We start from the raw sequence: 11,903 nt of genomic DNA on the forward strand, positions 1-11,903 counted from the left end.
CCGCGCCCTCAGGCGCGGGCATCCAGCCTGAACTGCGCCACCGCCCCCGTCAGCAGCTGCAGCTGCTGCTTGAGGCTTTCCGCCGCCGCGGCGGACTCTTCCACCAGGGCCGCGTTCTGCTGCGTCATGCGGTCAAGCTGCGTGACGGCACCATTGATCTGACCAATGCGCGAGCTCTGGTCGGCGGCGCCCTCGGCCACCTCGCCGATCATGTCGCTGACCTTCTGCACGTTGTCGACGATCTCCTGCATGGTGTGGCCGGCATGCTGGACGAGGCGGGAGCCGGCCTCGGTGCGCTCCAGGCTGGCGCCGATCAACGACTTGATCTCGCGCGCCGCGCCGGCCGAGCGCTGGGCCAGGGCGCGCACCTCGCTGGCAACGACGGCGAAGCCGCGGCCCTGCTCGCCCGCGCGCGCCGCCTCGACGGCCGCGTTCAGGGCCAGGATATTGGTCTGGAAGGCAATGCTGTCGATGAGGCCGAGGATGTCGCCGATGCGGCGCGAGCTGTCGTTGATCTGGTCCATGGTCGCAACGACCTCGGCCACCTCCTTGCCGCCACGGCGGGCCACCTCGGCCGCGCCCTCGGCCAGCTGGCGTGCCTTGCCGGCCGCGTCGGCGCCATGGCGCACGCCGCTTGTCAGGTCTTCCATGGAGCTGGTCGTCTGCTGCAGGCTGGCGGCCGCCTGCTCGGTGCGCTGGCTCAGGTCCTGGTTGCCCGACGCCACCTCGCTGCTGGCCGTTTCTATGCTCTGGGCCGAATCCTTGACCTGGCGCACCAGCTCGCGCAGGCTGGACTGCATGGCATCCAGCGCGCGCAGCAGCTCGGAGGCCTCGTCGCGGCCTTCGACACGGATGACGTTGTTCAGGTCCCCGCTGGCGATGGACTGGGCCACGGTGCCGGCATAGCGCATCGGGCTGGTGATGGTGCTGGAGTTGACCAGCGTCAGCGGCACGACCAGCACCATGACGAGGACGAGGACGGCCAGCGAGCGCCAGCCGATGCGGGCCATCTCGGCGGCGAACTCGGCCTCGGTGGCCTTGGCCTGCTGGTCGATGAGGCCGCCGATGGCTTCCACGCGCTTCTCGATCTCGCGCATCGCGGCCTTGGGGCGGTTCAGCATGCGGTCGGCCACCTTGGCGGTGTCAAAGCCCCCGGCCTCGATCTGGTTGAGCACCGGCTGGGCTGCCGTGCGGTAGTCCTGCAGGAATTTCAGCGCCTCGGCGGCGACGGCCTTGTTCTCCTCCTGCTTGCCCTCCTGCAGGCCCTGCAGGGGCTGGGTCAGGCGCTGGGCCGCGGCGTCCCAGCGCAGGCGGAACTGCTTGACCTGGTCCGGGTCCTCATAGGCGATGACCATCTGCTTCTCCTCCAGTCTCACATCGGCGAGGGCCTGGCGGATGGCGGCGAGATGGCGAAGATCCTGCATCGCATGCGTCGTGACGTCGACATTGAGCGTCATCAGCTGGCGGCCGCCGAGCAGGCCGGTCAAGCCCAGGGCCGCAAACATCAGCAGCACCAGGGCGATGGCGCCCTGCATGCGGGTGCGGATGGTGAAGCTGCGCATCCAGGTGGCGAGGTTCATGGGCACGTCTCCTAGCTGGGCCGCTAGGGCGCGGCCTTGTTGCCTGCATGCTAGTGAAGCGGCCACTGATGGCAAGCGACCTTTTGCCGCAACTTGTGGTTACTGAACACTTGACCAATAATCGAGAGCATGCCCCGCCCCAGCCAGGATCAGGACCAGGCCTTGCTCAGCGCCGGCGCCGCCCTCTACCCCGCCCTGGGCTGTGCCGGTCTGTCGGTGCGCCGCGTGGCCGAGGCGGCCGGCGTCAACCCGGCCATGGTCCACTACCACTTCGGCAGCAAGGACGCCTTCCTGCGCGCCCTGCTGCAGCAGCACTACGAGGAGATGTTCAGCGCGCTGTCGCTGCACAGCCAGGGCGAGGCCGACGTCATGGAGCGCCTGGCCGCGGCCCTGTTGGGCGTGGCGCGCTTCGTGCGCGAGCACCGGCCGCTGATCGCGCGGGTCTGGGCCGACGCCCAGGGCGGCGAGGCCGTCGCCCAGGATTTCCTGCGTGCCAATGCGCCGCGCCATCTGGGCGTGCTGATGGCCCTGCTGCAGGAGGCCGAAAGCCGGGGCCGCTTGCCGCAGCGCCCGCTGCTGACGCGGTTTTCCTTCCTGATGGGCGCCGTCGTCGCGCCGCTGATCCTGGTTGGCGGCATGAAGTCCATCGATGCCGTCCCGCCCGCCCTGCTGGCTGCCGTGGACGAGGACGTGCTGTCCGACGCCGCGCTGCAGCGCCGTATCGAATGGGCGCTGCTGGGCCTGGCGAGCGGCGTCTGATGGAGAAGCCGATGAGAACCTCCCCCCTCCTGATCCTGGCCCTGCTGGCCGGCTGCAGCGACAAGCCTCCGCAGGGCTGGACGGGCTATGCCGAGGCCGAGCTGGTCTATATCGCGCCGCCGGTGGCCGGGCGGCTCACCCACCTGGCGGTGCGCTCCGGTCAGGCCGTGGCCGCCGGCCAGGCCCTGTTCGAGCTCGACGCCACGCCCGAGCTCGCCGCCGATGCCGAGGCACGTGCACGCGCCCAGAGCGCCCAGGCTCAGGCCCAGGACGCCGACAAGGGGCGCCGCATTCCCGAGCTGGCCGTCACCCAGGCCCAGCTCGACCAGGCCCGCGCCGCCGAGCGCCTGGCCAACATCGACCTGACCCGCCAGCAGGAGTTGCTGGCCAAGGGCTTTGTCGCCCAGGCCCGTGTGGACGACGCCGCGACGGTATTGGCCCAGGCCCGCGCCCGCGTCATGGAGCTGGACGCCGCCCTGCAGGTGGGCCGGCTGCCGGCGCGTGACGACGAGCGCGATGCAGCCCGGGCACTCGCGCAGGCGGCCGAGAGCGGCCGCGCCCAGACGGCCTGGCGCGTCGAGCAGAAGCGCCAGAGCGCGCCTATGCCGGCCCGCGTGCAGGACGTCTTCCTGCGCCCAGGCGAATGGGTGGGCGCCGGCCAGCCGGTGCTGGCCCTGCTGCCGCCGGCCAACCGCAAGGCGCGCTTCTATGTGCCGCAGTCGGCGGTCGGCGGGCTCAAGCTGGACGCGGCCGTCAATCTGCACTGCGACGGCTGCGGCGCGGCCATTCCCGCGCGCATCAGCTTCATTGCCGCAGGGCCGGAGTACACGCCGCCCGTCATCTACTCCAACCAGCAGCGCGACAAGCTGGTCTTTCTTGTCGAGGCAAGGCCGGTGAAGGCCGAGGATGCGGAGAAGCTGCATCCGGGCCAGCCGCTGGACGTCACGCAATGACTGATCTGGCCATCGACGTGAAGGGACTGTCCAAGTCCTACGGCGGCCGCAAGGTCGTCGATGGGGTCGACATGCAGGTCGCCACCGGCCGCATCGTCGGCTTCCTCGGTCCCAACGGCAGCGGCAAGACCACCTCGCTGCGCATGCTCTGCGGCCTGCTGACGCCCGATGCCGGCGAAGGCCAGGTGCTGGGCCTGGACTTCCGCCACCAGGCCGCCGAGGTCAAGCGCCAGGTCGGCTATATGACGCAGAAGTTCGGCCTCTACGAAGACCTGTCCATCCGCGAGAACCTGGACTTCATCGCGCGGCTGTTCTCGATGGAGAACCGCAAGGAGGCCGTCGATGCTGCGCTGGAGCGCCTGGGCCTGAAGACACGCGAAAAGCAGCTGGCCGGCGCGCTATCCGGCGGCTGGAAGCAGCGCCTGGCCCTGGCCGCCTGCCTGCTGCATAGGCCGAAGCTGCTGCTGCTCGATGAACCCACCGCCGGTGTCGACCCCAAGGCGAGGCGCGAGTTCTGGGACCAGATCCACCACCTCGCCCAGGAGGGCATCACGGTCCTCGTCTCCACCCACTACATGGACGAGGCCGAGCGCTGCGACGAGCTGGTCTACATCGCCTACGGCCGCGTGCTGGCGCGCGGTACGGCAGCGGCCATCGTCAAGGAGGCCGATGCCGGCGACCTCGAAGACGCCTTCGTCAAGTTGGTGGGGCAAGCCACCGACAACTTCAGCGAAGCCGCCTGATGCAAGCCCTGGCCCGCATGTTCGCCATCGCGCTGAAGGAAGTGCAGCAGATGCTGCGCGACAAGCTGACCTTTGCGATGGCCGTCGGCGTGCCCATCATGCAGCTGGTGCTGTTCGGCTATGCCATCAACACCGATCCCAAGGGATTGCCGACAGCCATCGTGTCGCAGGACACCAGCCCGATGGCACGCAGCCTCGTCGCGGCCTTGCAGACCAGCGGCTATTTCCATGTCGTCGAAAGCGGCATCGCGGAGTCGCGTGGAGACGCGCTGCTGCAAAGCGGCGACATCCAGTTTCTCGTCGTCGTGCCGGACGACTTCGGTGCCCGCGTCGTGCGCGGCGAGAAACCGGCCGTGCTGATCGCCGCTGATGCCACCGACCCCTCGGCGGCCGGCAATGCCATTGCGGCGCTGAGCCAGCTCGGTCAGACGGCGCTGAACCGCGACCTGCGCGGCGCGCTCGCGTCAAGGGCGCCTCAGCCCCTGCCCTTCGAGGTGCGCATCCAGCGCCGCTACAACCCCGAGGGCCTGAGCCGCTACAACATCGTGCCCGGCCTGGTCGGCACCATCCTGACCATGACCATGGTCATGCTGACGGCCCTGGCGATGACGCGCGAGCGCGAGCGCGGCACGATGGAGAACCTGCTCGCCACGCCGGTGCGGCCCTTCGAGGTCATGGCCGGCAAGATCCTGCCCTATGTGGTGCTCGGCTATGTGCAGCTGGGCGTCATCCTCGGCGCGGCCTTTGCACTGTTCAACGTGCCCATGGTGGGCAGCGTGACGCTGCTGCTGGCCATGATCGGCGTCTTCATGCTGGCCAATCTCGGCGTGGGCTTCACCTTCTCGACGCTGGCCAAGAACCAGCTCCAGGCCCTGCAGCTGACCTTCTTCTTCTTCCTGCCGTCCATGCTGCTGTCGGGCTTCATGTTCCCTTTCCGCGGCATGCCGCGGTGGGCGCAGTACCTCGGCGAGGTGCTGCCGCTGACGCACTTCCTGCGCATCGTGCGCGGCGTCATGCTCAAGGGTTCGGGCGGGGCCGAGCTGCTGCCTGAGCTGTGGCCCATGCTGGCCTTCCTCGCGGTGGCCGGCAGCGTGGCCTTGCTGCGCTACCGGCAGACCTTGGATTAATAGACCGGATCGGCCAGCTTTTCCTTGGCGACGACGCGCTGCACCGCCGGCCGCTCAAAGACCCGCTTCAGATAGGCGCCCAGGGCCGGCCGCGTCTTGGCCGGGTTGGCCTGCATGCGCGTCCAGCGGCACAGCATGAAGGCTAGCGCGTCGACGGCCGTGTACTGCTGGCCCAGGAACCAGTCGCCGCCATGGCGGGCCAGCTCGGCGTCCATCTGGTCCAGCAGCGGGGCGATCTGGGCCTCGGCGCGCGCCTTGACCTCATCGGCGTTGCTGGCCATGCGGTCGGGGTAGAAGTAGTGGATCAGCATGGCCTGCAGGGTGTTGGTCAGCCAGACCATCCATTTGTAATACTGGGCCCGCTCGGCCGTGCCCGGTGCCGGCGCAAAGCCAGGGTGGCAGTCGGCCAGATGCATCAGGATGGCGGCCGTCTCGTAGAGCACCAGGTCGCCGTCGATCAGCACCGGGATCACGCCGTTCGGATTGAGCTTCAGATAGGCCGGCGACTTGTGTTCGTTGTTGGCCCGGTCCACCTGGCGCAGCTGGTAAGGAATGCCCATTTCCTCGAGCAGGATATGGGGCGCGAAGCTGGCGTTGCTGGGGTAGTAAAGCAGTTCGATCATGGCGAGACAGCGGGGCGACAGGAGGAAGCGGCGAACTTTACGTTGCCGCAATGCGCCGGCAGTGCACCCACGCGACGCTGGTGACGTTGGCCATCCACCCTGACTTCGGGTTGAAGACGATGAAGAAGACCTGGTTCCAAGCCTCCGCTGCGGCCGCGCTCGCCCTTTGCGCCGCCTTCAGCGCCCCCGCCGCCCACGCCGATGTGCGCGTGCGCGCCAACATCGGCATGGTGTTCGACAACCGCTACCACCATGACCACTACTACCCCGCCCCCGGCTATGTGGCCCCCCACGTGCCCTATGGCGCCGTCGTCGTGGGCTCAGGCCCCGGCCGCTACTGGTTCCACGGCGGCGTCTGGTACCAGCCCTATGGTCCGCGCTACCGCGTCGTGCTGCCACCGGTCGGCCTGGTCATCCCGCTGCTGCCGCCGGCCTATGTGACGCTGACCCTGGGCGGCCTGCCCTATTACTACGCCAACGGCGTCTACTACCGCGCCGTGCCCGAGGGCTACGCCGTCGTCACGCCGCCACCCGATGTGGCAACGGCGCAGGTCGCTCCGGCCCCGCCCCCGCCCGCGCCCAAGGCCGAGCCCGTCATCTACCCGCGCAACGGCCAGGCGCCCGAGCAGCTGGAAAACGACCGCCGCGAGTGCAACCGCTGGGCGACGACGCAGCCCAACGCACAAGCCGACGCCAGCGTGTTCAACCGAGCGGTGGAGGCCTGCATGGACGGCCGCGGTTACACCATGAAGTGAGTCAAACGGCGCAGCCGGCCTCGGGACGAGCGCCGGCCGCGCGATAGCGCACCGCGGTCATCTCGGCCAGGATGCTGAGGGCGATTTCCGGCGGCGTGCGCGCGCCGATGTCCAGACCCACGGGGCCGTGCAGGCGATCGAGTTCGGCCTCGCTCAAGCCGAAATGCTCGGCCAGGCGGGCGCGACGCTTGGCCTGGTTGACGCGCGAGCCGATGGCGCCAACATAGAAGGCCGCCCCCTTCAACGCCTCCATCAGCGCCAGGTCGTCGAGCTTGGGGTCGTGCGTCAGCGCGACGATGGCCGTCGCGCCGTCGGGCTTGAAGCCGATGACGACGTCGTCGGGCATGTCGCGGGTCAGCGTGACACCGGACAACTTGAAGCCGCCGGCGTATTCCTCGCGCGGGTCGCAGACCGTCACGCCATAGCCCAGGGCCAGGGCCATCTGGGCGAGGTAGTCGGTCATCTGGCCGGCGCCGATGACAAGCAGCCGCCATTGCGGGCCGTGATGGCTGACGAGCTGGGTGTCGGTCAGCGTCAGCGTGTCGGCACCGGGTTCGGCGTCGGACAGCGTGGCGGCGCCGCTGGCCAGGTCCAGGGTGCGGCGCACGCGCTCGCCGCGCTCCAGCCGGTCCAGCAGTGCATCGACGCCCGACTGCGGCCCCAGCGGCTCCAGCATCAGCTCCAGCGTGCCGCCGCAGGGCAGGCCGAAGCGGCGCGCCTCCTCGGCACCGACACCGTAGCGCAGCGGCGTGGGCCTGGCCAGCGTCAGACTGCCGGCGCGCAATTGGGCGACGAGGTCATCCTCGATGCAGCCGCCCGACACCGAACCGGCAATCAAGCCGTCGTCCCGCACCGCCACCAGCGAGCCCACCGGCCGCGGCGCCGAGCCCCAGGTGCGCGTGATGGTGCCCAGCACGACGCCGCGCGCCTCGGCCCGCCAGCCGGCGGCCGTGCGCAGCACGCTGAGATCGAGGTTGTCCATGGACCTGCATCCCCAAACGAAATTTCAACAAGGGTAATCGGCAATCACAAGGCCCGGGTGCGGCCCGAGCATGACCCCACAACCCGACGGAGACAAGCGATGAAGATCCAGCTCACGGTCAACGGCCGTGCGGTCAGCCGCGACGTGGCTCCCGATCAGCTGCTGGTGCAGTGGCTGCGCGAAGACCTGGCCCTGACCGGCACCCATGTCGGCTGCGACACCGCCCAGTGCGGCGCCTGCACCGTCCACCTCAACGGCCGCGCCATCAAGGCCTGCAGCATGCTGGCCGTGCAGGCCGACGGCGCCAGCCTCACCACCATCGAGGGCCTGGCCGCCAAGGACGGCAGCCTGCACCCCATGCAGGCCGCCTTCAAGGAATGCCACGGCCTGCAATGCGGCTTCTGTACGCCGGGCATGGTCATGAGCGCCATCGACCTGGTGCAGTACCACGACTGCTCCAGCGAGGCCGCCATCCGCGAGGGGCTGGAGGGCAACATCTGCCGCTGCACCGGCTACCAGAACATCGTGCGCGCCGTGCAGGCGGGCGCGGCAGCGATGAAGGGGGTGTGACATGAACTCACCCAAGGAAGGCTTTATCGGCCAGAGCGTCAAGCGCCGCGAGGACGCGCGCTTCCTGACCGGCCGCGGCCAGTACACCGACGACATCGTTCTGCCGCGCCAGACCTATGGCGTCTTCGTGCGCAGCCCCTATGCACACGCCAGGCTCAAGCGCGTCGACACGGCCGCGGCCCTGGCGGCCGAGGGCGTGCTCGGCGTCTACACGGGCGAGCATTTCCGCGATGTTGGCGGCCTGCCCTGCGGCTGGCTGATCACCAGCATAGACGGCACGCCGATGAAGGAACCCAAGCACCCCATCCTGGCCGACGGCAAGGTGCGCTATGTGGGTGACGCCCTGGCCCTGGTCGTGGCCGAGACGCTGGCCGAAGCCAAGGCCGCGGCGGCGTTGGTGGAGGTGGATTACGACGAGCTACCCGCCGTTGCCGACACCGCGGCCGCCATCGGCCACAAGGGCAGCGTGCATGACGAGGCTGCAGACAACCGCTGCTACACCTGGGGCTGCGGCGACAAGGCCGCGACCGACGTCGCCATGGCCTCGGCGCCCCACGTCACCAAGCTGGAGTTCCGCAACAACCGGTTGATCCCCAACGCCCTCGAGCCGCGCGCCGCCAACGCCAGCTACAACCCGGCCGACGACGCCTACACCCTCTATGTCGCCAACCAGAACCCGCATGTCGAGCGGCTGTTGATGTGCGCCTTCGTGCTCGGCATTCCGGAGCACAAGCTGCGCGTCGTGGCGCCGGACGTCGGCGGCGGCTTCGGCTCCAAGATCTTTCTTTATGCGGAGGAGACGGCCCTGGTCTGGGCCAGCAAGCAGCTGGGCCGGCCCATCAAGTGGACGGCCGAGCGCAGCGAGAGTTTCTTGAGCGACGCCCATGGCCGCGATCATGTGACGACGGCCGAGCTGGCCACCGACGAGGCCGGCCGCTTCCTGGCCATGCGCGTGCACACGACGGCCAACCTCGGCGCCTATCTGTCCACCTTCGCGTCCTGCGTGCCGACCATCCTCTACGCGACCCTGCTGGCCGGCCAGTACACGACGCCCAGGATCTACGCCGAGGTCACCGGCGTGTTCACCAACACCGCGCCGGTGGACGCCTACCGCGGCGCCGGCCGGCCCGAGGCGACCTATGTGGTCGAGCGCCTGGTGGAAACGGCCGCGCACGAACTCGGCATCGACCCCGCCGAGATCCGCCGCCGCAACTTCATCAAGGAGTTCCCGTACGCGACGCCGGTGGGCCTGACCTATGACACCGGCGACTACGACGCGACCCTGACCCAGGTGCAGAAGATCGCCGACGTCGCCGGCTATGCGGCGCGCAAGGCGGTCAGCGCCGCCAAGGGTCTCAAGCGCGGCATCGGCTACTCGACCTATATCGAGGCCTGCGGCCTGGCGCCATCGAACGTGGCCGGCGCCTTGGGCGCCCGCGCCGGCCTGTTCGAGGCGGGCGAAGTGCGTGTTCATCCAACGGGCAAGGTCACCGTCTTCACCGGCAGCCACTCGCATGGCCAGGGCCACGAGACGACCTTCGCGCAGATCGTCGCCGACCGCCTGGGCATCCCGCTGGAGGACATCGACATCCAGCATGGCGACACCGGCAAGATCCTGTTCGGCATGGGCACCTATGGCAGCCGGTCCCTGGCCGTTGGCGGCACGGCCATCCTGAAGGCGGTGGACAAGGTCATCGCCAAGGGCCGCAAGATCGCCGCCCATCTGCTCGAGGCCGGCGAGGGCGACATCGAGTTCAAGAACGGCGAGTACCGCATCGCCGGGACCGACCGCGCCATCCCCTTCGCCCAGGTGTCGCTGACGGCCTATGTGCCGCACAACTACCCGCTGGACAAGCTGGAGCCCGGCCTCAACGAGAACGCCTTCTACGACCCCAGCAACTTCACTTACCCGGCCGGTAGCTATGTCTGCGAGGTCGAGGTGGACCCGACGACAGGCGTCGTGCGCATCGACCGTTTCAGCGCCGTGGACGACTTCGGCAACATCGTCAATCCGATGATCGTCGAAGGCCAGGTGCATGGCGGCCTGGCCCAGGGCATAGGCCAGGCCCTGCTGGAGCATGGCGTTTACGACCCCGACTCGGGCCAGTTGCTGTCGGGCAGCTATATGGACTACGCGATGCCGCGTGCCGACGACCTGCCGTCCTTCAATGTGCAGACGGCCAAGGGCACGCCCTGCACCCACAACCCGCTGGGCGTGAAGGGTTGCGGCGAGGCCGGCGCCATCGGCTCACCGGCGGCGGTCATGAACGCCGTCTGTGACGCCATCGGCGTCAAGGACCTGCCGATGCCGGCGACACCCTGCACGGTGTGGACGGCGCTGCAATCCGTGAAGTGAGGAGGGAACCATGAACTACCAAGCCGCATCCTCCCTCGCCGCCGCCCGCCTCGGTACCGACGACAAGTTCCTGGCCGGCGGCCAGTCCCTGCTGGGCGCCATCAAGCTCGGTCTGGCCTCGCCCAGTGGCCTGGTCGATGTGCGAGGGCTGGCCGAATTGCAGGGCATCACTGTCGACGGCAAGACCGTGCGCATAGGTGCCGCGACGACGCATGCCACCGTCGCTGCTTCGACCGACGTACGGCGTGCCATTCCGGCGCTGGCCGATCTCGCCGGCCGCATCGGCGACCGTCAGGTGCGCAATGTCGGCACCCTGGGCGGCAGCCTGGCCAACAACGACCCCGCGGCCTGCTATCCGGCCGCCACCTTGGGGCTGGGCGCCACCCTCCACACCAGCAGCCGCCAGATCGCGGCTGACGACTTCTTCCAGGGCCTGTTCACGACGGCCCTGCAGGAGGGCGAGCTGATCACGGCGGTCAGCTTCCCCGTCCCGAAGTCGGCCGGCTGGCAGAAGTTCAAGCAGCCGGCCTCGCGCTTCTCGCTGGTGGGCGTCTTCGTCGCGCGCTTCGATGTTGGCGTACGGGTGGCCGTCACCGGCGCCGGGCCGGGCGTGTTCCGCTGCAGCGAGCTGGAGGCCGCCTTGGCGCGCGACTGGAGCCCGGCGGCGGCGCGGGCGGTCAAGGTCAGCGCCGCGGGGCTGAGCAGCGATCTGCATGGCACGGCGGCCTACCGAGCCGCGCTGATTCCGGAGCTGGCGGCGCGGGCCGTTGAAGCGGCCTAACTGGCGGTCCGCTCGTTCTCCTGCGCGGCGACGATGGCTTCGCGCCACAACCGTGCCGGGATGAAGGTGCGCAGCTGTTCCATGGCCTTGTCGATCAGGGCCGGGTGCAGGCTGTGGTCGATATGGGGCAGCAGGTCGGCGGTCACGTCGGCGCCGAGGTCGACCAGGGCCTGGGCCGCGTCGACGACATGGTGATAGGGGAAGCGCTCGTCGGCCAGGCCGTGCAGCAGATGCACGCAGACATCCTGCGGCGCATGCTCGGGCCGGGCCAGATAGCCGCCGGCAAAGGCCAGCACGCGGCCCACCAGCTCGCCTTCAGCCTGCACGGCTTCCAGGGCCAGCAGGGCGCCGTCGCCAACACCGGCCAGGGCGACGCGCTGCCAGGGCAGATCGAACTTCTTCGCTTCCATCCGAAGGCGGTCGATGAGGTGCGGCAGGGCCGCGTTGACGCCTTCGGGGCTGGGCACGGCGTCTTTCCACCAGCGGCAGCGCCCCTCGGCGTCACGCAGCGGCGGGTGCAGGTTCAAGGTGAGGGCATTGGGGTACTGGGCATGCAGGGCAGCAGCGAGCGCCGCCAGCGTGTCGGGGCCATCGGGGGCGATGCCGCTGTCGGGCAGCAGGGCGAACAGCAGCTCGGGCGCTGTTGCATCTTGGGGGAAGCTCATGGCCGTATT

At 69.2% G+C, this 11,903-nt stretch carries 11 protein-coding genes and 1 pseudogene; 8 read left to right on the forward strand and 4 right to left on the reverse strand.

Translation table 11 applies throughout. The features are described 5' to 3' along the window. Positions 1–8: 8 nt before the first annotated feature. Complete coding sequence (locus J2X20_RS12260; RefSeq protein WP_310264928.1) at positions 9–1,580, reverse strand: methyl-accepting chemotaxis protein; 1,572 nt, start codon at positions 1,578–1,580, stop codon at positions 9–11. A gap of 129 nt (positions 1,581–1,709) precedes the next feature. Between J2X20_RS12260 and J2X20_RS12265 the strand changes: the two genes are divergently transcribed. The 4 genes and pseudogenes from J2X20_RS12265 (at position 1,710) to J2X20_RS12280 (ending at position 5,162) form a co-directional block, all read left to right on the forward strand. Next, entirely contained in the window at positions 1,710–2,339 is a 630-nt protein-coding gene (locus tag J2X20_RS12265) for a TetR/AcrR family transcriptional regulator (protein WP_310264930.1), read from the forward strand. An 11-nt stretch (positions 2,340–2,350) separates the two neighbouring features. Further along, the gene (locus J2X20_RS12270; protein WP_310264932.1) at positions 2,351–3,292 is read left to right on the forward strand and encodes an HlyD family secretion protein; all 942 of its coding nucleotides are present in this window, start codon (positions 2,351–2,353) and stop codon (positions 3,290–3,292) included. Further along, a pseudogene (gene ccmA, locus J2X20_RS12275) lies at positions 3,289–3,951 on the forward strand (heme ABC exporter ATP-binding protein CcmA); the annotation flags it as partial. The gene J2X20_RS12270 and the pseudogene ccmA, both read left to right, overlap by 4 nt. A gap of 83 nt (positions 3,952–4,034) precedes the next feature. Continuing rightward, a complete protein-coding gene (locus J2X20_RS12280) occupies positions 4,035–5,162 on the forward strand; it encodes an ABC transporter permease (protein WP_310264935.1) in 1,128 nt (375 codons plus the stop codon). Here the strand turns inward: J2X20_RS12280 and J2X20_RS12285 are convergent. Beyond that, complete coding sequence (locus tag J2X20_RS12285; RefSeq protein WP_310264937.1) at positions 5,159–5,785, reverse strand: glutathione S-transferase family protein; 627 nt, start codon at positions 5,783–5,785, stop codon at positions 5,159–5,161. The genes J2X20_RS12280 and J2X20_RS12285 overlap by 4 nt on opposite strands. A gap of 50 nt (positions 5,786–5,835) precedes the next feature. On the opposite strand from J2X20_RS12285, the gene J2X20_RS12290 reads away from it, so the two are divergent. After that, positions 5,836–6,540, forward strand: coding sequence for a DUF6515 family protein (locus J2X20_RS12290; protein ID WP_310264939.1), 705 nt, complete (start codon positions 5,836–5,838; stop codon positions 6,538–6,540). 1 nt (position 6,541) lies between these two features. On the opposite strand, the gene J2X20_RS12295 is transcribed toward J2X20_RS12290, so the two are convergent. Beyond that, positions 6,542–7,522, reverse strand: a complete 981-nt coding sequence (locus J2X20_RS12295) for an XdhC family protein (protein ID WP_310264941.1) — start codon at positions 7,520–7,522, stop codon at positions 6,542–6,544. A 99-nt stretch (positions 7,523–7,621) separates the two neighbouring features. On the opposite strand from J2X20_RS12295, the gene J2X20_RS12300 reads away from it, so the two are divergent. Genes J2X20_RS12300 through J2X20_RS12310 form a run of 3 tightly spaced genes read left to right on the forward strand, consistent with a single transcriptional unit; the run spans position 7,622 to position 11,229 of the window. Then, positions 7,622–8,092 (forward strand): (2Fe-2S)-binding protein, encoded by a 471-nt coding sequence (locus J2X20_RS12300; RefSeq protein ID WP_310264943.1) that lies wholly within the window; start codon positions 7,622–7,624, stop codon positions 8,090–8,092. A gap of 1 nt (position 8,093) precedes the next feature. Then, a complete protein-coding gene (locus tag J2X20_RS12305) occupies positions 8,094–10,448 on the forward strand; it encodes a xanthine dehydrogenase family protein molybdopterin-binding subunit (RefSeq protein ID WP_310264945.1) in 2,355 nt (784 codons plus the stop codon). Between the two features lie 10 nt (positions 10,449–10,458). Beyond that, positions 10,459–11,229, forward strand: a complete 771-nt coding sequence (locus J2X20_RS12310; protein ID WP_310264947.1) for an FAD binding domain-containing protein — start codon at positions 10,459–10,461, stop codon at positions 11,227–11,229. On the opposite strand, the gene J2X20_RS12315 is transcribed toward J2X20_RS12310, so the two are convergent. Continuing rightward, on the reverse strand, positions 11,226–11,894 hold the full coding sequence (locus J2X20_RS12315; protein WP_310264949.1) for an alpha/beta hydrolase family protein: 669 nt from the start codon (positions 11,892–11,894) through the stop codon (positions 11,226–11,228). The two genes, J2X20_RS12310 and J2X20_RS12315, sit on opposite strands and share 4 nt — an antisense overlap. Between the last annotated feature and the right edge of the window lie 9 nt (positions 11,895–11,903).

This window comes from Roseateles saccharophilus, from assembly GCF_031458095.1.
Classification (GTDB): Bacteria; Pseudomonadota; Gammaproteobacteria; order Burkholderiales; family Burkholderiaceae_C; genus Pelomonas; species Pelomonas saccharophila_A.